At 68.3% G+C, this 24,352-nt stretch carries 25 protein-coding genes; 10 read left to right on the top strand and 15 right to left on the bottom strand.

Going from position 1 to position 24,352, the window contains the following annotated elements; genetic code table 11:
• Positions 1-192 precede the first annotated feature (192 nt).
• Positions 193-1,227, bottom strand: a complete 1,035-nt coding sequence (mutY, locus tag H0I76_RS17610; protein WP_267913396.1) for an A/G-specific adenine glycosylase — start codon at positions 1,225-1,227, stop codon at positions 193-195.
• 129 nt (positions 1,228-1,356) lie between these two features.
• On the opposite strand from mutY, the gene H0I76_RS17605 reads away from it, so the two are divergent.
• Entirely contained in the window at positions 1,357-1,989 is a 633-nt protein-coding gene (locus H0I76_RS17605; protein ID WP_200612975.1) for a DUF721 domain-containing protein, read from the top strand.
• A 104-nt stretch (positions 1,990-2,093) separates the two neighbouring features.
• Entirely contained in the window at positions 2,094-2,699 is a 606-nt protein-coding gene (locus H0I76_RS17600; protein ID WP_200612972.1) for a DsbA family protein, read from the top strand.
• A 46-nt stretch (positions 2,700-2,745) separates the two neighbouring features.
• Here the strand turns inward: H0I76_RS17600 and H0I76_RS17595 are convergent, their stop codons facing one another.
• A complete protein-coding gene (locus H0I76_RS17595) occupies positions 2,746-4,002 on the bottom strand; it encodes a M24 family metallopeptidase (protein WP_200612969.1) in 1,257 nt (418 codons plus the stop codon).
• A 110-nt stretch (positions 4,003-4,112) separates the two neighbouring features.
• Here H0I76_RS17595 and H0I76_RS17590 point away from each other — a divergent pair, with 110 nt between their 5' ends.
• The 7 genes from H0I76_RS17590 (at position 4,113) to H0I76_RS17560 (ending at position 11,424) form a co-directional block, all read left to right on the top strand.
• Complete coding sequence (locus tag H0I76_RS17590; RefSeq protein ID WP_200612966.1) at positions 4,113-4,985, top strand: LysR family transcriptional regulator; 873 nt, start codon at positions 4,113-4,115, stop codon at positions 4,983-4,985.
• A gap of 121 nt (positions 4,986-5,106) precedes the next feature.
• Positions 5,107-8,562 (top strand): chromosome segregation SMC family protein, encoded by a 3,456-nt coding sequence (locus tag H0I76_RS17585; RefSeq protein WP_200612963.1) that lies wholly within the window; start codon positions 5,107-5,109, stop codon positions 8,560-8,562.
• A gap of 187 nt (positions 8,563-8,749) precedes the next feature.
• Positions 8,750-9,190 carry an AtpZ/AtpI family protein gene (locus tag H0I76_RS17580; protein ID WP_325166478.1) on the top strand — a complete coding sequence of 147 codons (441 nt, stop codon included), beginning with the start codon at positions 8,750-8,752 and terminating at the stop codon, positions 9,188-9,190.
• Positions 9,191-9,258: 68 nt separating this feature from the next.
• Positions 9,259-9,981, top strand: coding sequence for a F0F1 ATP synthase subunit A (locus H0I76_RS17575; protein ID WP_200613013.1), 723 nt, complete (start codon positions 9,259-9,261; stop codon positions 9,979-9,981).
• Between the two features lie 52 nt (positions 9,982-10,033).
• The gene (locus H0I76_RS17570; RefSeq protein ID WP_200612960.1) at positions 10,034-10,273 is read left to right on the top strand and encodes a F0F1 ATP synthase subunit C; all 240 of its coding nucleotides are present in this window, start codon (positions 10,034-10,036) and stop codon (positions 10,271-10,273) included.
• A gap of 103 nt (positions 10,274-10,376) precedes the next feature.
• Entirely contained in the window at positions 10,377-10,919 is a 543-nt protein-coding gene (locus H0I76_RS17565; RefSeq protein ID WP_200612957.1) for a F0F1 ATP synthase subunit B', read from the top strand.
• A 16-nt stretch (positions 10,920-10,935) separates the two neighbouring features.
• Positions 10,936-11,424: a F0F1 ATP synthase subunit B family protein gene (locus tag H0I76_RS17560; RefSeq protein ID WP_200612954.1), complete on the top strand. Its 489-nt coding sequence runs from the start codon at positions 10,936-10,938 to the stop codon at positions 11,422-11,424.
• Positions 11,425-11,477: 53 nt separating this feature from the next.
• Here H0I76_RS17560 and H0I76_RS17555 read toward each other — a convergent pair whose 3' ends face one another.
• The 9 genes from H0I76_RS17555 to H0I76_RS17515 form a co-directional block, all read right to left on the bottom strand.
• Positions 11,478-12,227, bottom strand: coding sequence for an ABC transporter ATP-binding protein (locus tag H0I76_RS17555; RefSeq protein WP_200612952.1), 750 nt, complete (start codon positions 12,225-12,227; stop codon positions 11,478-11,480).
• Positions 12,224-13,462: an ABC transporter permease gene (locus tag H0I76_RS19725; protein ID WP_200612950.1), complete on the bottom strand. Its 1,239-nt coding sequence runs from the start codon at positions 13,460-13,462 to the stop codon at positions 12,224-12,226. Before H0I76_RS19725 ends, H0I76_RS17555 begins: the two co-directional genes overlap by 4 nt.
• The gene (locus H0I76_RS17545; protein ID WP_200612947.1) at positions 13,459-14,466 is read right to left on the bottom strand and encodes an efflux RND transporter periplasmic adaptor subunit; all 1,008 of its coding nucleotides are present in this window, start codon (positions 14,464-14,466) and stop codon (positions 13,459-13,461) included. Before H0I76_RS17545 ends, H0I76_RS19725 begins: the two co-directional genes overlap by 4 nt.
• A gap of 211 nt (positions 14,467-14,677) precedes the next feature.
• Positions 14,678-16,249 (bottom strand): GMC family oxidoreductase, encoded by a 1,572-nt coding sequence (locus H0I76_RS17540; RefSeq protein WP_200612944.1) that lies wholly within the window; start codon positions 16,247-16,249, stop codon positions 14,678-14,680.
• Positions 16,250-16,272: 23 nt separating this feature from the next.
• Complete coding sequence (locus H0I76_RS17535) at positions 16,273-16,797, bottom strand: Twin-arginine translocation pathway signal (protein ID WP_200612940.1); 525 nt, start codon at positions 16,795-16,797, stop codon at positions 16,273-16,275.
• 87 nt (positions 16,798-16,884) lie between these two features.
• Positions 16,885-17,289 carry a VOC family protein gene (locus H0I76_RS17530; RefSeq protein ID WP_200612937.1) on the bottom strand — a complete coding sequence of 135 codons (405 nt, stop codon included), beginning with the start codon at positions 17,287-17,289 and terminating at the stop codon, positions 16,885-16,887.
• 71 nt (positions 17,290-17,360) lie between these two features.
• Complete coding sequence (locus H0I76_RS17525) at positions 17,361-17,651, bottom strand: ribbon-helix-helix domain-containing protein (protein ID WP_200612934.1); 291 nt, start codon at positions 17,649-17,651, stop codon at positions 17,361-17,363.
• A gap of 62 nt (positions 17,652-17,713) precedes the next feature.
• Positions 17,714-18,130 carry a carboxymuconolactone decarboxylase family protein gene (locus tag H0I76_RS17520; RefSeq protein ID WP_200612931.1) on the bottom strand — a complete coding sequence of 139 codons (417 nt, stop codon included), beginning with the start codon at positions 18,128-18,130 and terminating at the stop codon, positions 17,714-17,716.
• Positions 18,130-18,948 (bottom strand): cyclase family protein, encoded by an 819-nt coding sequence (locus H0I76_RS17515; RefSeq protein ID WP_200612927.1) that lies wholly within the window; start codon positions 18,946-18,948, stop codon positions 18,130-18,132. The genes H0I76_RS17520 and H0I76_RS17515 overlap by 1 nt, the downstream gene beginning before the upstream one ends.
• A gap of 215 nt (positions 18,949-19,163) precedes the next feature.
• Here H0I76_RS17515 and trhA point away from each other — a divergent pair, with 215 nt between their 5' ends.
• Positions 19,164-19,841 (top strand): PAQR family membrane homeostasis protein TrhA, encoded by a 678-nt coding sequence (gene trhA, locus H0I76_RS17510; protein ID WP_234455409.1) that lies wholly within the window; start codon positions 19,164-19,166, stop codon positions 19,839-19,841.
• Positions 19,842-19,846: 5 nt separating this feature from the next.
• On the opposite strand, the gene ccoS is transcribed toward trhA, so the two are convergent.
• Genes ccoS through ccoG form a run of 4 tightly spaced genes read right to left on the bottom strand, consistent with a single transcriptional unit; the run spans position 19,847 to position 24,204 of the window.
• Positions 19,847-20,002, bottom strand: a complete 156-nt coding sequence (gene ccoS, locus H0I76_RS17505; RefSeq protein ID WP_200612924.1) for a cbb3-type cytochrome oxidase assembly protein CcoS — start codon at positions 20,000-20,002, stop codon at positions 19,847-19,849.
• Positions 19,999-22,263, bottom strand: coding sequence for a heavy metal translocating P-type ATPase (locus H0I76_RS17500; RefSeq protein ID WP_200612921.1), 2,265 nt, complete (start codon positions 22,261-22,263; stop codon positions 19,999-20,001). Before H0I76_RS17500 ends, ccoS begins: the two co-directional genes overlap by 4 nt.
• On the bottom strand, positions 22,263-22,727 hold the full coding sequence (locus tag H0I76_RS17495; protein WP_200612918.1) for a FixH family protein: 465 nt from the start codon (positions 22,725-22,727) through the stop codon (positions 22,263-22,265). Before H0I76_RS17495 ends, H0I76_RS17500 begins: the two co-directional genes overlap by 1 nt.
• Before the next feature lie 34 nt (positions 22,728-22,761).
• Positions 22,762-24,204, bottom strand: a complete 1,443-nt coding sequence (gene ccoG, locus H0I76_RS17490; protein WP_200612916.1) for a cytochrome c oxidase accessory protein CcoG — start codon at positions 24,202-24,204, stop codon at positions 22,762-22,764.
• Positions 24,205-24,352: the final 148 nt, after the last annotated feature.

Here is a 24,352-nt window from a genome sequence, read left to right as displayed (position 1 = left end):
CTCGCGGGGCCCTTTTTTTCTCCGCTCTTCAGCGTGCGGGTTGGATGCGCCATGCCGAGACCGCTTGCGCCGGGACGCGCTTGACGGCAGATTTAGCCACTTCCTGCGGATGCGTTTCGCCGTAGGGCTTTTCGCCACACACGACGCGACCCCCGGTCTGTAGGCCGGGGGTCGCGCTCATTTGGCGGGACGTCAGTCGGACCCGGTCCTCTGCAGGTCTTCCAGTGCGAGGCGCAGGGCCTTCGCGAAGACGCTGGGCATGGCGCGAAGCGCGGCGTCCGGGGCCATCGCCTCGCCGCAGTCCGCTGGCAGCGCCCGTGCCTTCGCCGCCATGACTTTCAGGACGAGGTGGAAATGGGTGAAGGTGTGCCGCACCTCGCCGACGGGTCGCCAGTCGATGGCGAGAGGGGGCGCGGATCCGCCCGCCTCCGTCCAGTCGCTCGACGGAAGGGCGCGCATTCCGCCAAGCAGGCCGTCATCCGGGCGCGTCACGGTCAGCACGCGGCCCCGCGGGTCATGCGCGACATAAGCCACGCCGCGCCGCACGGGCTTCGCGGGCTTTGGCGCCCGCGCCGGCAGGTCGAGTTGCGTGCCGCTCGCGCGTGCGGCGCAGGGCGTTCGCCACGGGCAAAGGCCGCAGGCGGGATTGCGCGGCGTGCAGATCGTGGCGCCCAGGTCCATGACAGCCTGCGCGTAGTCCCCGGCGCGGCTTTGCGGCGTCAGCCGCTCGGCATGGGCACGCAGTTGCGGCTTGACGCCGGGCAGGGGTGCGGCCTCGGCAAAAAGCCGCGCCATGACGCGCTCGACATTGCCGTCCACGACGGTGGCGGGCCGGTCGAAAGCGATCGCGGCGATGGCGGCGGCGGTGTAGGCGCCGATGCCCGGAAGGGCGCGCAACTCTTTCTCGGTTTCGGGGAAGCGGCCGTCGAGATCGCGGCTGACCACGTTGGCGCAGGCGTGCAGGTTTCGGGCGCGCGCGTAGTAGCCAAGGCCGGCCCATTCGGCCAGCACGGCCTCGCGCGGCGCTCTGGCCAGCGCATGCACGTCGGGCCAGCGCGCGAGAAAGCGCAGGAAATGCCCGGTGGCCGCGGCGACGGTGGTCTGCTGAAGCATTACCTCGGACAGCCAGACCCGGAACGGATCGGGCCGGTGACCCGCGTCTCGCTCGGATGGCGAGACGCGCCATGGCATCGTGCGATGGTGGCGGTCGTACCACTCGAGAACCAGCGGTGCGAAAGCGCGCTCCTCCCGGTCGCACTGTTCACCGGGCGTTGTGGTCGGGGCTTGCAGTTTCTATCCTCCGTCTGAGCGAATCCGCGGACCTGGCGCTTGGCCGGTCGGTGACGGAGGGGGAGGATGGCGTCAGCGGTGCGAGGCGGCAAGGGCAGCGGCAGGGGATTGTCGTCCCGCGGGCGCGGGCGCGGCGGGTTTCGCGCGGCCGGAGCCGCCGTCACGCCCGGCGTTGTCCCGCTGGCCGAGAAGCAGGGCTTTGCCGAGTCCGCTGTCCTGTTGCGCTGGCCGGAGATCGTGGGCGCCGCGCTGTCAGCGCTCTGCCACCCGGTAAAGGTCAGCTACGGGCGTGGCGCCGAACTGGGCGCGACACTGCTGGTCCGCGCCGAGGGGCCGGCCGCGCTCGAGGTCGAGCACCGCGCGCCGCAGATCCTCGAGCGGATCAACGCGCATTACGGCTATCGCGCGATCGCGCGCATCAGGATCACGCAGGGCACCGGCCTCGCCGGCGAGGCGCAGCCGGGCTTCGCCGAGGGCGCGACCCCCTTCGATGCAGATGCGCCGTCGCCAGGCCGGGCGCGCCCGGCTCCCAATCCATGGCGTGGGGAGGCGCGCGAGCCCGCGCCGGTGACCTCAGACGCGCGCGCCCGGGCCGAGCAGCTTGCCCGGACCGTGCAGAACCCGGCGCTGCGCGACGCCCTCTCGCGGATGGGTGCCTTTGTATTGTCTCGGCCGGCGCGCCCGAAGCCGACGGAATGACAAGCCTTTGACGTGACATTGCGGATGCGCTCGCCTATGTCGCGAGATGACATCCGGGCCCCGGGACGGGGCGCGCGCGATACAGACGCACCGAGGAGTGATCGATGCCCCACCGCCCGAGCCGCCGCGACGTCATGACGGCCGCCACCGCGAGCATGCTCGTCCTAGCGCTGCCACGCGCTGCAGCGGCCGAGCCTTACATGGAGGACGTCGCGCTCGGTGCCGACGACGCGCCCGTGACGGTGATCGAATACGCGTCGTTCACCTGCCCGCACTGCGCGGCCTTCCACGTCAACACCTGGCCCGAGATCAAGAAGGCCTATGTCGACACCGGCAAGGTGCGGTTCATCCTGCGCGAGGTCTATTTCGATCGATATGGTCTGTGGGCCTCGATGGTGGCGCGCTGCGGCGGTGAGGCGGGCTTCTACCCGATGGCAGACCAGTTCCTGAAGAAGCAGGACCAGTGGAGCCGTTCCCAGGACATCGCCGCCGAGATCCAGAAGATCGGACGGCTCAACGGCCTGTCGGCCGAAGCGATCAATGCCTGCCTGTCGGACCAGGACTATGCCAAGGCGCTGATCGAGCGGTACCAGAACTTCGCCACGGCGGATGACGTGCGTTCGACCCCCAGCTTCCTGATCAACGGCGAGAAGCACACCGGCAACCTGTCGGCCGAGGAGTTCTCGGCGCTGCTCGACAAGCACCTCTGACGCCTGCGCCAAGCGCCGCGCCGTCCCGAGAGACGGCGCGGTGCTGTCAGCGCAGCAGTTCCGCCTCGAAGGGGAAGCGGCTCAGCACCTCGATGCCGGTCTGGGTGATCAATACCTGCTGTTCGAGCTTCACGCCCTCGGACCCGCCTTCCTCGCCGATATAGCTCTCGACGCAGATCGTCATGCCGGGCTCGATCACGCCGTCGTACCCGGCATCGGGGAAGTCGGCGCGATGGTAGAGATAGGGGTATTCCCCGGTCATCCCGCAGCCATGGGCCGAGAGGTAATAGCGGTTCGCGAAGTATTTCTCGGGGATTGCCCAGGCCCGTTCGGCATAGTCGCGAAAGGTCATGCCCGGCTGCAGGATGCCCATGTTGTGGTGCACCTGCTCGTACGCGACCTTGTAGAGTTCGCGCTGCCGGGCCGTGGGCCGGGACGGGCCGCAATGGAACGTCCGCGAGAAGTCCGAGTAGTATCCGTGGCATCCGACCACGTCGGTGTCGAGCGCGATGAGCTCGCCGTCCTCGATCACCTTCACGCCCGTCTCCTGGAACCAGGGGTTGGTCCGGCCCCCTGACGAGAGCAGCCGCGTCTCGCAGTAATCGCCGTTCTGCGCGATCACCGCCTGATGGAGCACGGACCACAGCGCGTTCTCGGAGATGCCGGGCCGGATCGCGGCGCGCAGCCGTGCGACGCCGATCTCGGTCGCGCGGAGGCTCGCATTCACGCATTTCATCTCCTCGGCCGACTTGATGGCGCGGGCCATCTCGACCGGGGCCTGTGCATCGACAAGGCGGAAGCCCTCGGCGGCCAGCGCGATCGTTGCCCCGGCGTTCAGCCGTTCCATGCCGACCGTAACGCCGGGGCCGACCGTCTCGCGCAGGGTTGCCGCCATCTCGCGGGCCCAGGCTGCCTCGCGCTCGGCGATCTTCTCACCGGCGGCGACGAAGCTCGCGGTCATCGCCGGGCGGACATCGGTGATCGTCTCGAACCCGTCCGCGAGGTGCATGCAGCCCGTGAACTCGTGGAGAATGGCCGCGTCCGCGGTCAGGAGCAGATAGCGCGAGGGAGCGTTTCGCGCCGTGAAGATCTGCATGTTCCGCGTGCCGGTGGCGTAGCGGATGTTCACCGGGTCGGTGAGGATGCACGCCGCGATGCCGCGCCGCGCCATCTCGGAGCGCACACGCCCGATCCGCCACGCGCGCACCGCGACAAGGTTAATCCCCTCGTCCTGGGGCGCGCGATCGAGAAGCGCGATCCCCGCGAGGTCCGAGCGCTCGGCGTGCCAATCGAGTTCAGCCATGGTCACCCTCGTTCATGACGCAAGTTCGTCAAAGCTGGGCGATTGATTAGCACAAGCCGCGATATCGCGACGACTTGACAAATTTTCCGGAAAAAACATTCCTTCAGGTTATGAAAAATCTTCGCCGCGCTCTTCCTCCGCTCGATGCCCTCCTGTTCTTCGAGGCCGCGGCGCGGCGGGGCGGGTTCACCGCAGCGGCGGGCGAGCTCAACGTGACGCAGGCGGCCGTCAGCAAGCGCGTGAAGGCGCTTGAGGAACGGCTTGGCGCGCCTCTCTTCCATCGCCGCGGCCGGGCCGTCACGCTGACCGCCGAGGGGCGGCTTCTACATGCAAGAACCGCGGAGGCGCTCGACTATCTTTCGGCGGCCTGCGCTGCCGTGGCGGATGCCGGGACGGCCTCGGTGACGGTCGCCGCGAATGTCGCGGTCTCGCATTACTGGCTGGGGCCGCGCATCACCGAGTACCAGCTTGGCGCCGATGCGGCGCCCGTCCGGCTCGTGTCGTCGGACCGCACGGAGGATCAGCTCGACGCATCCGTTTCGATGGCGGTGCACTATGGTCTCGCGCCGCCGCCCGGATGGGACGGGACGCCGCTCTTTGCCGAGGTATTGGTGCCCCTCGTGGCGCCGGGACGGGTCTCGGATGCGCGGCGAGGCCCGCTCCTCGACTACGAGCGGCAGGGCCCCGACTGGGTGAACTGGGGCGTTTGGCTGGCGCAGTCGCCGGGGACGGAATTCGAGGCCACGCCGGTACTTGGTCTCGGCAGCTATGTCCGCGCGATCGACGCGGCCGTCCAGGGCAAGGGGGTGGCGCTCGGGTCACCCGGCCTGCTGGCGGGCGAGATCGCGTCGGGCCGGCTGGTCCCCTTGCCGGGCACAGCCTTCGCCACGGGGCGGGGCTATCATCTCGTGACCCCGGCCGGGCGCGGGATCTCCGCCGCGGCCGAAGCGCTGCGCTTGATGCTCCTGGCGGATCGCGAGTAACGAGCTGTCTCTAGATCTAGTGTCGGCTGTGCGGATACCCCCCAGATCGCGCGGTCGCGCATTGACAGGCGCGGGCGACTCGCCCACGATTGCGCGATAACAAACGGCAGAGGCAGGCCGCGTGCAGTTTACCCGACTCAGGCTTCAGGGCTTCAAGTCCTTCGTCGACCCGACCGAGCTCGTCATTCGTGACGGGCTGACGGGCGTCGTCGGCCCGAACGGCTGTGGCAAGTCGAACCTGCTCGAAGCGCTGCGCTGGGTCATGGGCGAGAACCGCGCCAAGGCGATGCGCGGCGACGGCATGGAAGACGTGATCTTCGCCGGGACCGCCTCGCGCCCGGCGCGCAACTCGGCCTCGGTCGACCTTGTGATCGACAACACGGACCGCCTCGCGCCGGCGACGTTCAACCACAGCGATTCCCTCGAGATCAGCCGCCGGATCACCCGGGACATCGGTTCGGCCTACACGCTCAACGGCAAGAACGTCCGCGCGCGCGATGTCCAGATGCTGTTCGCGGACGCCTCGACCGGCGCCCATAGCCCGGCACTGGTGCGCCAGGGCCAGATCAGCGAACTCATCAATGCCAAGCCAAAGGCGCGGCGCCGTATCCTCGAGGAAGCGGCGGGGATCTCGGGGCTCTATCAGCGTCGCCACGAGGCGGAGCTCAAGCTCAACGGGGCCGAGCAGAACCTTGCCCGCGTCGAGGATGTCCTCGAGGGGCTGGAGACCCAGCTTCGCAGCCTCGAGCGCCAGGCCGCTCAGGCCAAGCGTTATCGCGAGATCGCCGGGGAACTGCGCCGCGCCGAGGCGGTCCTGCTTTACCTGCGCTGGCAGCAGGCGGAATCGGCACGCCGCAAGGCCGAGGACGAGCTTGCCGAAGGCGTGCGCGCCGCCGCGCGGGCGGAGACCGAGGTCTCGGCCGCGCGCCGCACGCGCGAGGAGGCCGAGGAAGCGCTGCCCCCCCTGCGCGAGGAGGAGGCGATCGCAGCGGCGGTCCATCAGCGCCTGAGCATCGAGCGCGACCGGCTGGCCGAGGAGGAAGCCCGGGCACGGGCCGAGATCGAGCGGCTTGCCGCCCTCGCGCGCCAGATCGCCGCTGACCGCGAGCGCGAGGAGACGCTGGGGCGCGACGCGCATGCCACCATCGGGCGGCTGACCGAGGAAGAAACCGAGCTGTCGGCCGCGCATGAGGGGCATGATGCTCTGCAGGCGCAGGTGTCGGAGGCCGCGCGCGCGGCGGGCGAGAAGCTCGCGCAGCAGGAAACCGTCCTCGACCGGCTGACGGAGGAGGCGGCGCGCCTCGCGGCCCGCGCGGCGGCGGCCGAGCGCCGGCTTGCCGAGGCCCGTGGGAACCAGGCGCGCCTTCTGGCCGAGATCGAGCGCGCCGAGGCCGCGGAAGCCGCTCTCGCCGCCGAGATCGATGCCGCCGAGACGGTGCTGGCGCAGGCGGTCGAGGCCGAGGCCAGGGCTCGTGCGGCGGCCGAGGAGGCTGAGGCGGCGCTCGAGGCGGCGGAGGCGCGGCGCGCATCCGCACAATCGGCGGAAAGCGAGGCTCGCGGTCAGGCGTCCGAGACCGAGGGCGCCCTCTCGGCACTGTCGGCCGAAGTGCAGGGGCTGGAGCGGCTGCTGGCGCGCGATCGTGGCGACGGCGCGCAACTGCTCGATCAGGTAAGCGTCGCCGCGGGCTTCGAGGCGGCGCTCGGTGCCGCGCTCGGCGACGACCTTCGCGCCTCGTCGGTGGCGGATGCCGGGGCGACGGGATGGCTGGCGCTCGATCCTTATCCCGCGCCCGGGCCGCTTCCGGCCGGGGCCGCGCCGATCGCCCCGCACGTCAAGGCGCCGGCCGAACTGTCGCGCCGGCTGCAGCATGTCGGCGTCGTCGATCGGGCCGAGGGCGCGCGGCTCCAGCCGCTGCTCGCGCCCGGCCAGCGGCTCGTCAGTCGCGAAGGCGACCTCTGGCGCTGGGATGGTTATTGCCAGCGCGCCGAGGATGCTCCCTCGGCGGCAGCGCTGCGCCTGCAACAGAAGAACCGCCTCGCGGCACTGCGCGAGGCCGAGGCCGAAGCCCGGGCGGCGCGTGACGAGGCACGGGCCGCTCATGCCGGGGCGCGCGAGGCGCTCGACGCTGCAGCGCGCGCCGAGCAGGACACGCGCTCGCGCCGCCGGGCCGCGGACCAGTCGGTGGCCGAGACCGCGCGGGCGATGTCGAAGGCTGAAGCCGATCTCGAGATGCGGCGCGGTCGGCTCGAGACACAGCGCGGCAGCCTCGCGGCGCGGCGCGACGAGATGACGGCAGCCGCCGAGGCGCTGGCCGAGGCCGAGGGCGCGGTCGCGGAGCTCGACGATGTCGGCGAGGCCCGCGCCGCAGTCGAACGCCAGCGCGGCGAGGTGGATCTGGCACGGACCGCGATGCTGGCGGCGCGCGGGCGGGCGGACGAGATCCGGCGCGAGGCGCTGGCGCGCGAGAAGCGGCTGGCCGAGATCGCCCGCGAGCGGAAGGGCTGGCAGGATCGCCTCGACAATGCCTCGTCCCGGCTTGCCGATCTTGACCGGCGTGGTGCCGAGACGGCCGAGGCGCGCAAGGGCGCGGATGCGCTGCCGGACGAGATCGTCGCCAAGGCCGAGCGCCTGATGGACGAGATCGAGACGGCGGAAACCCGCCGGCGCGCGGCCTCCGACAAACTCTCCGCGGCCGAGACCGCGCTGCGTCGTGCCGAAGCGACCGAGCGCGAGGCCGAACGGGCGGCCTCGGACCGGCGTGAGGCACGCGCGCGCCTGCAGGCTGTGCTGGAGGGCGCCGGCGAGAAGGTGGAGGAGACATCCGCGCGGATCCGAGAGGACCTCGAGATCGAACCCGAGGCGCTCGCGGCGGAGCTTGCCGAGGTCGAGAACCTGCCGCCGGTGATGGCGGCCGAGACCGATGTCGCTCGGCTGCGCCGCCAGCGCGACGCGCTGGGAGCCGTCAACCTGCGGGCCGAGGAAGACGCGCGCGAGGTCGCCGCCGAGCGCGACAACCTCGCCCAGGAGAAGGCGGATCTCGACGCGGCCATCTCCAAGCTGCGCGGCGGCATCGCGGAGCTCAACCGCGAGGGACGCGAGCGGATCGTCAAAGCCTTCGACAGCGTCAACGAGAAGTTCGCGCGCCTGTTCCGGCATCTCTTCGGTGGTGGCGAGGCCAGGCTGGTCATGGTCGAGTCGGACGATCCGCTGGATGCGGGGCTTGAGATCCTCTGCCAGCCGCCGGGCAAGAAGCTCTCGACGCTGTCGCTCCTCTCCGGCGGCGAGCAGACCCTGACCGCGCTGAGCCTGATCTTCGCGGTGTTCCTGTCGAACCCCGCGCCGATCTGTGTCCTCGACGAGGTGGACGCGCCGCTCGACGATTCGAATGTGAGCCGCTTCTGCGACCTCTTGGACGAGATGTGCCGGGTCACGACGACGCGTTTCCTGATCATCACCCACCATGCGATCACGATGAGCCGGATGGACCGGCTGTTCGGTGTCACGATGGTGGAAAAGGGCGTCAGCCAGCTCGTTTCCGTCGACCTGGCGCGCGCGGCCGAGATGGTCGACGCCTGACCGCCACCAAAGCCCGATCCGCAGCCAAGCGGCGACCAGCAAACCACCCGGCAGCTTCCGCGCCTGTCATTGTTGGCGCGAGGTGCCCTCGCAAGCCGTGCCAGATCCGGTGCGCCGTCCGGTCGCATGATCAGAAATACGAGATATTTCAATATTTTATAGGGTTAGAGCCGAGACGAGACGCGGCTTGACTCAGGACAGACCCCTCCGTAATGTCCGCCGCAACTTCGCCGGGCTCGACGCTCCGGCGCTGGTGTCATGCGAGGAGCCGCCGATGGGCGTGCCGAAAGATCGTGGGAGCGCTCTCGACGATCTGGGCGGCCGGATCGATGCGGCGCGTAGTGCACAGCGTCCGAAGTCGGGCCGGGCCGAGGGCGAGATCCGTGCTGCCTCGATCGCGTGGCGCATGGTGACCGAACTGGTGGTCGGTGTGTTCATCGGCGCCGCGATCGGATGGGGGATCGACCGCCTCGCGGGAACATTGCCCCTGTTTCTGATCGTGTTTGGAATTCTGGGCTTCGCGGCCGGGGTGAAGACGATGCTTCGCTCGGCCGAGGAGATCAGGCGGAAGCAGGAGGCGAGCTCGTCCAAGGGCGCGCCTTCGAAGCACGAGAACCCAACCCCCTGATCGGGGAACAGACGCGAGGGCAGGACGTGGCGGCGGCAGAGCACGGTGAGCAGAGCTTCATCCACCCGATGGACCAGTTCGTGATCAAGCCGCTGTTTGGCGGCGGGGAGGTTCAGCTCCTCTCGATCACCAACTCGACCCTCTGGATGGCGATTTCCGTCCTCGGCATCACCGCGCTCACGGTCTGGGGAACCTCGGGCCGCGCGCTGGTGCCGACCCGGGTGCAGTCGGTTGCCGAGCTTCTCTACGGCTTCGTGCGCCAGATGGTCGAGGAGGTCGCGGGCGAAGGCTCGATGAAGTACTTCCCCTACATCTTCACGCTGTTCACCTTCATCCTCTTCTCGAACATGCTTGGCATGATCCCGGGGTCGTTCACGCCCACGGCGCATATCGCGGTCACGGTGACGCTGGCGCTGGCGGTATTCATCACGGTGACCGTGATCGGCTTCATGAAGCATGGCGCGCATTTCCTGACCTTCTTCTGGCCGCAGGAAGCGCCGGGCTGGCTGCGGCCGGTCCTTTGCGTGATCGAGCTCATCTCCTACTTTGTGCGGCCGGTCAGCCACTCGATCCGTCTTGGCGCCAACATGCTGGCGGGCCATGCGGTTCTGAAGGTCTTTGCCGGCCTTTTCGCGATGGTGATCGCCGGCGGGCTGGGCCCGATGGCGGTGGTTCCGCTCGCGGCGATGGTCGGCCTCACGGCCTTCGAGTTCCTGGTCGCCTTCATCCAGGCCTATGTCTTCGCGATCCTCACCTGCGTCTATCTGCACGACGCTCTGCACATGCACTGAGGATTCGCCCCGTACGTTCCCCGAAATTCAGCCAAACCAAGGAGTAAGGATCATGGAAGCTGAAGCTGCGGCCCTCCTGGGCAAGTACATCGGTGCCGGTCTTGCCTGTCTCGCCATGGCGGGCGCGGGCATCGGCGTGGGCCACGTGGCCGGCAACTTCCTGGCGGGCGCCCTGCGCAACCCCGCCGCCGCGAAGGAGCAGACGGCGACGCTGTTCATCGGCATGGCCTTTGCCGAAGCGCTCGGCATCTTCGGCCTCGTCGTCGCGATGCTCCTGCTCTTCGCCGTCTGATCCCTCCGGGATCTTCGGCTGGACAACCGAAGCGGCCCCTGGCTGGAGGGGCCGCTCGAAGAAGGCCCGGAAATAACCGGGCAGCGAATTCGCGGAGAACGTGATGGCGACCGAGACCGTCGGCGAACTCATCCACGAAGCGGCCGAGCCGCATGCGTCAGGCGGGCTGCCGCAACTCGACTTCGCGACTTGGCCGACCCAGATCTTCTGGCTCGCGGTCGCGCTGGTCGTGCTCTACTACCTGATGTCGCGCGTGGCCCTTCCGCGCATCTCGGAGACGCTGGAAGAGCGTGCCGACGCGATCGCGGACGACCTCGACAAGGCCGAGGAGTTCCGGCGCCGCGCCGCGGACGCCGAGAAGGCCTACGAGCAGGCGCTCGCCGAGGCGCGGTCGAAGGCGCAGGCGATCGCGGCCGAGACCAGGGCCGAGATCCAGACGCAGGTCGACGCGGCGCTGGCGAAGGCGGATGCCGAGATCTCGGCGCGCACCGCTGAATCCGAGAAGCGCATTCGCGAGATCCGCGACGAAGCGGCCGCGGCGGTGATCACTGTCGCGACCGATACCGCCGGGGCGCTGATCGATGCGGTGCTGCCCGAGGCGCAGGACGCGAAGGCGGTGGCATCCGCCGTGAAGGCCCGGGCCTGAGGGGAGACGACAGGGAATGTGGTACGCGAACAGCAATCTGGTCGTCGCGATCAGCTTCATCCTCTTCTTCGGCATCCTCTACTATGTCGGCGTGCACCGTAAGCTTGGCGCCGCGCTGGATGCGCGGTCCGAGCGCATCCGTGCGGATCTCGACCAGGCGCGCCGCCTGCGCGAGGAAGCCCAGAAGACCTTCGCCGAGTTCGAGCGCAAGCGTCTCGAGGTCGAGGGCCAGGCGTCGGAGATCATCGAGCACGCCAAGCTCGAAGCCGAGCGCGCCGCCGAGCGGGCGAAGCTTGACATCAAGGAGGCCGTGGATCGCCGCCTTCGTTCGGCCGACGAGCAGATCGCCATGGCCGAGGCCAGCGCCATCGCCGAGGTCCGGAACCGGGCGGTGCAGGTCGCGGTCGCGGCTGCCGCGGACGTGATGAAGAAGCGCATGCCCGACAAGAAGGCCGATGTGCTGGTCGGCGAGTCGATCGAGGCGGTCGGCAAGCGCCTGAACTGAAGCGCCCGATGACGATGTAAGAAGGGTCCGGATCGCCCGATCCGGGCCCTTTGTCATTCCAGTGGAATACCCGCGGCCCCTGGCCCTGGCGCGCGGCCCGTCGGGCGCTCGGGCCGGCGGCGCTCGTCGCTCACGATCCGTCCGTCGATCAGGTGAACGCGGCGGTCCATGCGCTCGGCCATGTCGGTGTCGTGCGTCACCGCAATCACGCTCTTGCCGTCTTGCCCCGCGATGTCCGAGAGGATCTCGAACACCTGCTCGGAGGCTGCGCTGTCGAGCGAGCCTGTCGGCTCGTCGGCGAGGATCAGCGGAGGGTCGTTTGCGAGGGCACGGGCCACGGCCACGCGCTGGCGCTGCCCGCCGGACAGCTGCTCGGGCCGCTTGCGCATGTGATCGGCAAGGCCAAGCCGGGTGAGGATATCCGCCGACCGCGCCTCGATCTCGCGCCCCGACAGCGCGCCGAGGCGGCGCATCGGGATTGCGACGTTGTCGATGACCGAGAACTCCGGCAGCAGGAAATGAAACTGGAAAACGAAGCCGATGCCCCTCAGCCGCAGGGCCGCGCGCTGGTCCGAGGTCATCGCATGCGTTTTCTCGCCGTTCAGGAGGATCTCGCCGCTCGTCGGCGCGTCGAGGATGCCCAGCAGATAGAGAAGCGACGACTTTCCCGAGCCCGAGGGGCCGGTGATTGCGACCAACTCGCCCGGGCCAACCGCAAGATCGACGTCTTCGACGAGCCGCACGGGAACGGTCAGCGGCAGGATCCGCGTCACCCCGCGCGCTTCGACCAGCGGCACGCTCATGTCGCGCCCCGGATAATGTCGACAGGATTGCCCTGCGCTGCCCTGCGTGCGGGAAGGTAGCCCGCAAGCGCGGCGGTCGCGAGCGCGAGCCCGACGGCGATCGCGTAATGGATCCAGTTCCATGTGACCGGAAGATGGGTGACCTCGGTTGCCTCGCGAAACTCGAACTCGATCGTGCCCATGTAGGCGGTGAGCGCCGCGCCGAGCCCGGCGCCCAGGGCGCCGCCGAGCCCTCCCATCAATGCCCCCTCGGCCATGAAGACCAGCCGCATGTCGCGGTCGCGGAAACCGATAGACTTCAGGATCGCGATGTCGCGGGCCTTCTCGTGGGTGATGATCGAGACGATGTTGAAGATGCCGAAGCCCGCGACGACGAGGATGGCGGCGACCACGGTGTACATGATGATGTTCCGCACCGCGAAGGCCTCGAGGATGCTTTCGTTGGCCTCCTGCCAGCTGACCGACTTGAGCGCGAGCAGTTCCTCGGCCCTCGCGGCCACGGCCGAGGCTGCGTCCGGATCGCCGAGCCGGATGCGGATGTCGTTGACCGCGTTCTGGCGCGCCGCGAGGACCTGCGCGCTCTTGAGCCGCACGTAGACCATCGTCTCGTCGGTAGCGACGACGCCCGTGTGAAAGAGCCCGACGATCTTGAAGTTGCGGGCCACGCCGGTCGACGCCGAAATCCGGATGCTGTCATTGAGACCGGCGCCGAGCCGTTCCGCCAGACTGTCGCCAATGACCGCGGCAAACCCGCCGCCGACGAGGTCGGAGAACTTGCCGCTGGTCATGTCCTGCGCGATCTTCGAGACACGAAGCTCGTCCTCCGGCTCGATGCCCAGGATCGAGACGCCCCGGTCGGTGCCGCCGTAGCGCGCCACGCCCGAGACGTTGAGCCCGGCCGAGATCGCGCCGGGCACCCATGACCGAAGCCCGGCCAAGGCCTCGACCGGGTTGAGGATGCCTCGCGGATCGTCCCGGGGTCGCAGCCCGTGGATCTCGACCGCTGCGTAGGCGCGCTCGGCGGGCTGGGTGCGGGGTGTTCGGGTCTCGTCGGTGATCTGCACATGCGGCATCGCGTCGATCAGGGTGGTGACGAACTCGTCCTGGCTGCCCTGCATCAGGGCGGCCATGGCGATCGCGAATCCCACGCCCAGCGTCACCCCGGCCACCGAGACGATGGTCTGCCGCGCCCGGCCACGGACATGGGTGAGCGCGATCTCGAGGAGGAGCCTCACTGTGTGGCCTCCCCCTCGATCCTGAGGCGATCGCCTTCGGCGAGGCCCGGCGGCACGGGCGAGACGACCTCCAGCCCCTCCTCGGCGCCGCGCACGATCTCGACGCTGCCGGCGCCCCGGATCCCGGTCTCGATCGCGATGCGGCGTGCGCGACGGTTCTCGATCGTGAAGATCGCCCCGCCCGTGACCGCCGGCGCTGGGGCAAGGATCGCGCTTGGGACGACGCGGACGACGATGTTCACGTCAACAGACATGCCGATGAACAGCGGCGTGTCGTCGGGCAGCGCAAGATAGACGCGATAGGTCTTGAGCTCGGGATCGCCCTTCGGGGTGATCGACGCGACCGTGGCAGGCAGGTCCCAGGCGGGAAAGGCATCGGCCAGGATCAGCGCGGCCTGGCCTTCCCGGACCCGCGGGATGTCTTCCTCGTTCACTTCTGCAACCACCTGCAGCGGTCGCGGCTGTCCGACCCAGGCGAGCGTCTGGCCAAGTTCGACGACCTCGCCAACCTCGCCGTCGAGGCGCAGCACCTGCCCCTCCATCGGCGCGCGGATCACCATCTCGGCCAACTGCGTCCGCGTCGCGCCAAGCGCGGCGCGGTATTCCGCCACCGTCGAGACACGCTCCTCGAGCGTCTCGCGCGTCGCCACGCGCCGCGCGAACAGGTCCTCGGCGCGCGTAAGCTCCTTCTCCGCGAAGTCGAGACGTGCCTCAAGCTCGGCAATCCGCGCCTTGAGTTCGCTCGCGTCGAGGCGGAAGAGCACCTCGCCCTCGAGCACCACGCGGCCCTCGCACCGGCAGGTCTGGACGATGCGGCCTCGCCTGAGTGGTGCGACCTCGGCCCAGCGCACGGGTTCGATCACGCCCGTTGCGTAGACCACCTCGGCGGCGTCGCCACGGGTCAGCCGCGCGGTCGTCACGCTCTGGGGACGCATGTTCCACGCCCAGACACCGCCCGCGACCAGCGTGGCCAGAACCAGAAATCGCAACAGGTTGCGGATCACCGCCCAGCTCTCTTTCCGACCTCGGCGCATCCACCAGCGCCCGCCGCAACGCGTTCGCGTCGGCTGGCTGCGGATACGGCAGTGCACATCGCGGAAAGCTTAGCATCACCGAGCCGGTCGCCCATGACCTCAATCAACAAAAAGGCCGGGCACGCACCGTGCCCGGCTTGAGTATCCGCGCGGCCCGCCGAGGGCCGTCACGACAGGGAACTCAGAGCGCGCCCTTGCCCATCTCGGCCGCGATGTGGTCGGCCTGCCTGATCGCCAGAGCCACGATCGTCAGCGTCGGGTTCTCGGCAGCACCGGTGGTGAACTGGGACCCGTCGGAGATGAACAGGTTGGCGATGTCGTGCGTCTGCCCCCACTTGTTCACGACGCCGTCCTGCGCACGCTCGGACATCCTGTTGGTGCCGAGATTGTGGGTCGAGGGATAGGGCGGCGTTGGGAAGGTGCGCGTCGCGCCCACGGCCTCGTAGACGGCCGTGCCTTGCCGATAGGCATGGTTGCGCATGGCGATGTCGTTGGGGTGGTCGTCGAAATGCACATCGACGACCGGCAGGCCGTACTTGTCCTTGACCTCGTGATTGATGGTCACGCGGTTGGTTTCCTGCGGCATGTCCTCGCCGACGATCCACATGCCGGCCATGTTCTCGTAGCTGTCGAGCGCCGTCGTGAACTCGCGCCCCCATGCCCCGGGATCGAGGAAGGCCGCCATGAAAGGCAGTCCGAGCCCAAGCGTCTCGAGCTCGTAGCCGCCGACGAAGCCGCGCGACGGGTCGTGCCGCGCCTCGTCCTGGATGATGCCGGCCATGGTGGTGCCGCGCCACATCCTCACGGGCTTGTCGAACACGGCGTAGACCGAGCCGGTGGTGTGGCGCATGTAGTTGCGCCCAACCTGGCCCGAGGAATTGGCCAGCCCGTCCGGGAACATCGACGACGCGGAATTGAGCAGGAGCCTCGGGCTTTCGAACGAGTTGCCGGCCACGCAGACGATGCGCGCCTTTTGCATCTGAAGATTGCCGTCGGCGTCGAAATACTCGACTCCGGTGACCTTGCCGTTCGCGTCGTGAAGGATCCGCGCCGCCTGGCAACGCTCGCGCACCTCGAGATTGCCCGTCGCCTCGCCGCGGGGAATGTCGGTGTAGGCGGCCGACCACTTGGCGCCCCACTTGCAACCCTGGAAGCAGAAGCCGGTCTGCTGGCAGGCGACACGGTTGTCGTAATCGGCCGAGTTGATCGCCATCCGGCCGGTATGGACCTCCTTGTAGCCGAGCGCCTTCGCGCCTGCCTCGAAGACCTTGTAGTTGTTGTTTCCGGGCAGGCCCTCGCGTCCTCCGGTCCGGGTAACGCCGAGCTTGGTCTCCGCCTTCTCGTACCATGGCGCCATTTCGGCCGCGTCGATCGGCCAGTCGAGCAGGCTTGCGCCCTGCACGTCGCCATAAGTGGTCTTGGCCTTCCACTCGTGCTCCTGGAAGCGGAGCGAGGCCCCGGCCCAGTGCACGGTGGTGCCGCCGACCGCCTTCACGATCCACGCGGGCAGACCCGAGAAGTCGCGCGCCACGCGCCAGTCGCCGCTGGTCGTTCGCGGGTCGAGCCAGGCAAGCTGCCCGAAGCTCTCCCACTCGTCGTTGATGTAGTCCTCGGGCAGATAGCGTCCGCCCGCCTCGAGCGCGACGACGGAGACCCCCTTCTGGGCAAGCTCGTTGCCGAGCACGCCGCCGCCGGCGCCGGTGCCGATGATCACGACGACGTTGTCGTCGTTCAGGTCGAATGGTGCAGTCATGATGTTCCCTCCCGACCCGTGGCTCAGAGCCAGTTGATGTCGTTGAAGCCGCGATCGAGATAGCCGCCCTGCGAGAACGACTCGCCCTCGTAGCCGAAGACAGGCCAGACCTCCTTGTTGTTGTAGAGGCCCGTCACCAGGCCCCCGCGGATGGTCTGGAAGAAGCCGCTCTGCTCCATCGAGCGAAGGATCTCGACGCGGTCGCGCTCCCATGGGGTCCCGAGGTAGCTCGGATGGCCCATGCCCTGCGCCGCGGCATCGAGCGCGGCGACGCCGGCCTCGATCGCGGGAGCGGCCTCGGGGGTGTCGTACCCCTTCACGGCGGCGGCGTAGAACTGGTCGGCCACGCGGTCGTGCGGGTAGATGTCGCGCGCCATCTGGACCAGCGTCGCCATGGTCGCGGGCTCGAGGGCGGTGGTTTCCATTGCCCATGCCTCGGTGGCATGAGTCACGAAATTCGAGCCGATCACCAGTGCAGCGCCGGCCTTGGCGCCCGACGCGAGAAGCTCGCGCCTGGTCATGGATCGCAGATCCGGTTTGCGTGTCATCGGGTTTCCTCCCTTCCCGTGCCCGGTCGTTGCCGGGCGGTCTATTGCGCCGCGGACGCGGCGTTATTCGTTGTCGCGGAGGGCGCCTTACTGGTAGCGCCCGGCCCGCTGAAGCACCTCGATCTGGTAGCCGTCGGGATCCGCGACGAAGAAGAAGCGCGCGATCGGGTCGGTTCCCGGCCCCCCGGGCGCGAAGGCGACAAGCTTTCTCGGCGCGAGGCCTTCGGCCTCGAAGCGGGCATGCTCGGCATCGAGGTCGTCAACGACGAAGGCAAGATGGCCGTACCCGTCACCGAGATCGTAGGGCTCGGCGCGTCCCTTGTTCACGGTCAGTTCGAGCTCGAAATCGTTCTCCGGGTTCCGGAGGTAGACGAGGGTGAAATTCTCGAAGTCGAGGCGATCCGCGATCTTCAGCCCGAAGGCCCGGTCGTAGAAATCGATCGACCGCGCCTCGTCGAGCACGCGGATCATGGAATGTATGGCCTTCGCCATCGGTCTCTCCCTGCTGTTCCTTCCGGCGCCATGCTAGCGCAGAGGGGGAGAGGCCGGGTGTTAGCCTGCTACTACTCGGCCGCGATGCGGTCGAGGCCGGGCGCCGTGCGCCCCAGTTGCACGAGGCAGGCGCAGCGCAGCAGCGAGGTGAAGTTCCTGACGTCGCCGTGCAGGTCGAGCACTTCCGAATGCAGGCGCGAAATGAACTGTGGCGCCGATACCCCCTCGCCTGCGGCGATTTCCTCGAGCACGCGCCAGAATGCGCGCTCGAGCCGGATCGAGGTCGAGAGCCCGTTGAGCCGGATCGAACGGGTCTCGCACTCGTAATTCGCGGGATCCTGGCCGGCAAAGATCTGGCACATGGGTGAGTCCTCCGCAGCGATTTTTTCTCATTCTCGGATGCACGGACCCGCGAAATCAACTTTCATGGTTCGGAGGATGCCGCTTCGAACTCGGAATCCACCGGAACCGCCATCGCGGTCGCCAGGGCATTGGTTTGCGACGCGAGGGCGATGATGGCCAGAAGCTCCGCCTCCATCTCGGCGCCCATGCCCTTCGCCCGGGCAGCCGCGGTGTGGGAGTGGACGCAGTAGCTGCATCCGTTCGCAACCGATACGGCGATGTAGATCATCTCGCGCGTGAGGGGATCGAGCGCGCCGGGGACCGTCATCACCGATTTCAGCTGTCCCCAGACGCGCTCGAGCATGGCGTCGTCGAGCGCCGCAAGAGAGCGCCAGAAATTGTTGACGAAGTCGCTCCCCCGGGTCGCGCGGATGTCGGCAAAGACGGCCGCGGCCCGAGGGGAGAGTTCGGCATCGCCGAGTGGTCTGACGGTCGGCATCAGACGAGCGCGAGAACCCGGGCGGGCCCGCCCGTGCCGCCGCGCACCTTCGGCGCTCCGACGAAGAGCGTTGCGCCCTTGGCGGGGAGGCGTTCGAGATTGGCAAGGCACTCGATGCCCCAGCGGTTCGTCGGAAGCCACGCGTAGTGCGTGGCGAAGTCGGCGCTGGGCCCGTGATCGAGGCTCAGCGTGTCCACCCCCATGCCGACCGCGGTGGTCTCTTCGATCAGCATTGCAGCCGCTTCGATATGGAAGCCGGGGAAGTGCATGACGCCAGAACTGTCGGCATTGCGGAAGCCGTCGCCCGAGGCCTTCGAGGCCCAGCCCGACAACATGGCGACGCAGCAACGATCGGGAAATTCGCCGTTCGCGTCCTTCCACGCCTTGAGGTCATCCGGCGTGACCTGGGCATCCGCGTCATTCGCCGCCTTTTCGCGGATATCGATCACGGCCAGTGGCACGATGAGATTGCCGACGGGGATCTCGGTGACGCTCTGACCGTTCTCCGAGAAGTGCAGGGGCGCGTCGACATGGGTGCCCGTATGTTCGTTGAGCGCAATGGTGTTGAGATTGAACTTGTGCTCGGCCCAGGTGAACTTCTGGCTGACAGTGATCCCGGGCTCGCCGAAATAGGTCGGAAAGTCATGGTGCAGTTCGTGGGTCAGGTCCTCGACGCCACGTGGCTCGGATGCCAGCGCCGGCTGGGCCGTTACGCTCGAGCCAAGAGCGATCGCGGCAGCCGCAGGTACAGCGCCGAGGACAGCGCGCCGGCTCAGCATCCGGCGTTTCACGCTTTCGGTCACACAATGGTGGCACATGAATGATCCTCCGTTCTCGTGAAAGTTTCCCCCGACAGCTCGCCCGGCGGCGAGGATTGCATTGTTTTCCCGTGCTGCAAAGACCGCGAAGCGAGGCCCCGCGCCAACCCGCTCTGGTGCTTTGGCGGACGCAGGTTTGAGGTCCGCAGGATTGAACCGGCGGCGGCGGCGCTGTTACCCTTCAACGCGGAACGAAGCCGCGACGGAGCCTCGAGATGTCGGCTGCACCGATGCAGCAAAATCAGGGATTGCCGGCCTATACGCGCGCCGAGCATATTGCCGACGCCGTCCTGCATGTGCTTGGCGTGATCTCCGCGCTGGTCGCGGTGCCGGTGCTGATCACGTTGGCCGCGGTCTGGCACGGCAATCTCTCGACCGTCCTCGCCGCCGCCATCTACGGCGTGTCGCTGATCGCGATGTTTGCCTTCTCGGCGGCCTATCATCTCGTGCATCACGCGGGCGCACGGGAGATCCTGCGGCGGTTCGATCACGCGGCGATCTATGTGAAGATCGCGGGCACCTACACGCCATTCGCCGTGCTGCTCGCCCGCGACGAGGCGGGGCCGATTCTCGCCGGCATCTGGACGGCGGCGCTGGTGGGGCTCGCGATCAAGGTCACCGCGCCGCGGCGGCTCGAGACCTTGTGCCTATTTCTCTACCTCGCCATGGGCTGGGCGGCGCTGTTCATCGGCGGGCCGATCATCGATGGCCTGAGCGATGCGGGGCTGGTGCTGATGATCACGGGTGGCGTGCTCTACACGCTGGGCGTGGTGTTCCACCTCTGGCACAGCCTGCCGTTCCAGAACGCGATCTGGCACGGGCTGGTGCTGGCGGCGAGCTTCGTCTTCTATGCCGCCGTCCTCGTCGAGGTCCGGGCCGCGGCCGTCTACTGACGGCGTCAGTCGCGCGGCTTGTCGGCCTCGTCGAACAGGATGCGCGCGGCGTCCCCCTCGAGGTCGTCATACTGGTTCGACCTGAGCGACCACAGGAACGCGGCCAGGCCGATCGCGCCCAGGAGCAGCGACACCGGGATCAGCAGGCCGAGGATGGTCATGGCCGGAACCCCCGGATTCTCAATGCGTTGAGCGTCACCACGATGGACGACCCGGACATCGACAGCGCAGCGATCAGCGGCGTGACGAAGCCGAACAGCGCCACCGGCACGGCGACGATGTTGTAGAGCGCGGAGAAGGCGAAATTCTCGAGCGCCCGCGCGCGTGCCGCGCCCGCAGTCTCGATCGCAAACCGCACCGGCGCCAGGCGATGACCGGTGAAGACTAGCCCCGCAGCCGCGCGGCTGACATCGGACGCGGCGACGGGCGACATCGATGCATGTGCCGCCGCAAGCGAGGGCGCGTCGTTGATCCCGTCGCCCACCATCAGGACCTTGACCCCGTTGCGGGCGAGGTCCTCGAGTGCCGCAAGCTTGTCGGCCGGGCTCATCCGGGCCCGGGTATCCTCGATGCCCGTCGCCGCCGCAGCGCGCGCGACCGGCCCCTCGGCGTCGCCCGAGAACATCGCCACGCGCAGGCCCCGCGACTTCAGCCAGTCGACCGTTTCGGCCGCATCCTCGCGCAGCTCGTCGGCGAAGGCGAATTTCACCGGCTCGGCGTCGCCTGCCCGCAGCCAGACAGCCGTGGTGTCGGCAGATCCTGCGCCGACCCAGTCGGCCCGCCCCAGGCGCAGCGTTATCGCGCCGCTGCGCCCTTCGACGCCGGCGCCAGGTATCTCGGTTGCAGTATCGATCTTCGCGGGTGTGATCCCGCGCAGCCGCGCCGCCTCCGCCAGCGCCTTCGCCAGCGGATGCCGCGAGGCCTCGGCCAGCGCGGCGGCCAGGGGCCAGGCCGGATCGTCGTCCGAGGGCGCGGCGATCAGCCCGGGCTGCCCAACGGTCAGTGTTCCGGTCTTGTCGAAGACGACCATCTGGACCTCGGCCAGTTGCTCGAGCACGGCGCCGTCCTTGAGGAAGATCCCCCGGCGGAACAGGCGCCCGCTCGCGGCCGCGTGCACGGCGGGCACCGCGAGGCCGAGCGCACAGGGACAGGTGATGATGAGCACCGCCGCCGCGATCATCACCGAGCGGTAGACATCGCCGCCGGTCGCCCACATCCAGCCGCCAAAAGCCACGCAGGACATCACATGCACGCCCCAGACATACTGCCGCGACGCCTTGTCCGCCCAGCGGTCGTAGCGGGTCTTGCCCAGTTCTGCCGCCTCGATCATCCGGGCGATCTCGGCCAGGAGCGTCGCCTCGCCGGTCGCGCTGACGCGGATGCGGAGCGGGCCCGAGATGTTGAGCATGCCCGCATGGACAGCGGCGCCCGCGGCCACGGGTTCGGGGTTCGTCTCGCCCGTGACCATCGAGCGGTCGAGGTCTGACTGACCCCACTCGAGCACGCCGTCGGCGGGAATACGCTCGCCGGGAAGCACCTCGACCAGCGCGCCGGTGGCGAGGTCGTCGATCGCGACGGCGGCGCGCCCGCCCTCGGGCAGGATCACGGTGGCCGCGCGGGCCGACAATGCGGTGAGCTCGGCCGCGGCCGATCGCGCCACCGCCCGCGTGCGGTGGTCCAGGTAACGCCCGACAAGCAGGAAGAAGACGAGGCTGATGCCGGCATCGAAATAGGCGTGCTCGCCCGAATGCGCCGTCTCGTAGAGCGAGACGCCGACCGCGAGCAGGACCGCGAGCGAGATCGGCACGTCCATGTTCACGCGGCCGCTGCGCAGCGAAAGGATCGCCGACCGGAAGAAGGGCACCCCGGCAAAGGCGATGGCGGGCAGCGCGATGAGCCCCGAGATCCAGTGCATCAGGTCCCGCGTGGCGGCGTCGGCACCCGACCAGACCGCGACCGAGAGCAGCATGACGTTCATCATCGCGAAGCCGGCAACGCCGAGCCTGGCCAGAAGATCGCGTCCGACCGTGTCGCGATCGATGTCGGCCATCGCCTTTGCGTCGAAGGGTTGCGCCTCGTAGCCCAGCGCGCGAAGCCGGGCGATGACAGCGTCGGCACTGGCCGAGGCCGGATCGAACAGCACCCGGACCCGCCGCATCGACAGGTTCACGCGCGCCGACGCGACGCCCGGAAGGTTGGTAAGCCCCGTTTCGATCGCCGACATGCAGGCCGCGCAGCGGATGGCCGGGACCATGAGGTCGAGCGCGACCGCGTCCTGCGTCGCAGGCCGCACCCAGCGTCCGGCGCCGGCCTCGGTCATGCGCTCGGCGGCCAGCTGCGCCGCAAGACCGGTCGGGCAGCAGCCCCCAGATCGCGTGACGGGGGCGATGTCGGCGCCCGTCTGCCCGGCCGCGTCGCGCATCAGGACGCTGCCTTCGCGAACAACTCGGCCTCGGCCTTGAAACTGCGCCCCTCGGCATCGCTGCCGTGGATCTCGACCCGCCAAAGGCCCTCGGCGAGGTCAACATCGGCGCGGTAGATCCCGGCGTCCTCGACGAGTTCAAGCCGGCGGTCTTCAGCCTGGCTCGCTGGGCGGCCGATGACGACGCTGACGGTCAGGCCCAGGACCGGATGCCCCTCGGCATCCACCATCCGAACTGCGAGACCCTCGCCGCTGATCGCCGCTTGCGCCTTCCAGCCGAGGGCACGCTGCTCGGACGCCCGCAGGTTCCATTCCTGGCTTGCAACGTAGGAGTTCTTCACGACGAGGCCGGGAAAGGTTCCGGTCGCGGCGAACAGCATGGTCAAATTGGCCGCCAGGATCACGCCGAAGGCCGCGACTGCAATCAGCAGGACCTTGCGCCCGGTGAGTTCCTTTGTCCGCATCGCTTCACTCTCCTCGACGGCATTGCCGCCGCACTCAGTCGGTGTTGGGGCCGCGGAAGGTCGTATCATAGTGCACGCGCTCGCGCGTCTCGAGGTCTTCCACCCAGAACCGGACCGGCACGCGCGCCGGAAGCGGGATCGTGGGAACAGCGTCGAGGAACACGCGCATGCGCCGGGCCTCGTCAGCCGCGACGTCGAAGACGGTGCTCTCCTCGCCTTGCAGCGCGAGGCCGAGGTTTGCCTCGGGCGACCGGACCGACAGTCGGAAGCGATGCGGATCGCCCTGCATGTTCTGCACCTTGATGTCGTAGGCGTTGCGAATCGTTCCGTCCGAAAGCGTCACGTAAACCGGGTTCCTGACCGGGTGCACCGCGAGATCGATTTCACTCCGCATGAAGAGCGCCACAACCATCACGATACCGATCGCCGACCACAGCACGGAATAGATGATTGTTCGCGGCCGCACAGCGCGGCGCCAGGCCGCGACCGGCGGGTTCCCGGCACGCTCCAGTTCCTCGTCCTTGAGGGTGCAGTAATCGATCAGCCCGCGCGGCTTGCCGACTTTCGCCATGATGTCGTCGCATGCGTCGATGCACAACGCGCAGGTGATGCAGCCGATCTGCTGGCCCTTGCGGATGTCCACGCCGGTCGGACAGACGGCGACGCAGGCATTGCAGTCGATGCAGTCGCCGAGCTTCTCGGCATCCTTGGACTTGCGGTGCTTTCCGCGTGGCTCGCCCCGCCAGTCCTTGTAGGTGACGATCAGCGAGTTCTCGTCCAGCATCGCGCCCTGGATGCGGGGCCAAGGGCACATGTAGATGCACACCTGCTCGCGCATGAAGCCGCCGAAGACGAAGGTCGTCGCGGTGAGGATCCCGACCGTCGCATAGGCCACGAAGGCTGCCTCACCGGTCACGAAATCGCGCGCCAGCGTCGGTGCGTCGGCGAAATAGAAAATCCAGGCGCCGCCCGTCGCGACAGAAATTGCCAGCCATATCAGCCACTTGACGGATCGCCGCGCGATCTTGTGCGCAGTCCATGGCGCGTTCCAAAGTCGCCATTGCGCGTTCCGGTCGCCGTCGACGAACCGCTCGACATGCTGGAAGAGGTCGACCCACACCGTTTGCGGGCAGGTGTATCCGCACCACGCGCGACCAAGCACCGAGGTGACGAGGAAGAGCCCCAGCCCCGCCATGATCAGCAGGCCCGCGACGTAGTAGAACTCCTGCGGCCAGATCTCGATCCAGAAGAAGTAGAAGCGCCGGTTGGCGAGGTCGACAAGCACGGCCTGGTCAGGCTGGTGAGGCCCGCGATCCCACCTGATCCAGGGCGTGACGTAATAGATGCCCAGCGTGACCAGCATGATCAGCCACTTCAGCCGGCGGTAGAAGCCCTTCGTCGCCTTCGGAAAGACGGGTTCGCGCGCGGCATAGAGGTTGCCCGCCCCGCCCGAGGCTGCACCCTTTGCTCCGCTCATGTCACTGCTCCTGTCCGGCCGGATTCGCGTGGCGCCACGTTTCGCAGGTGCGGAACGGGTTGGCATTGATCCGGATCAACCTAAAACATTCTTGGAGAATGACCCGAGTCGGGCGTATTATACCAGTTGGGAGTGGTGTTAGGATGCA

The sequence above is a fragment of the Thermohalobaculum xanthum genome (assembly GCF_016623495.1).
GTDB classification, from domain to species: Bacteria; Pseudomonadota; Alphaproteobacteria; order Rhodobacterales; family Rhodobacteraceae; genus Thermohalobaculum; species Thermohalobaculum xanthum.
The sequence above is the reverse complement of the archived record's forward strand: the minus strand, read 5'-3'. Positions and strand labels throughout refer to the sequence as shown.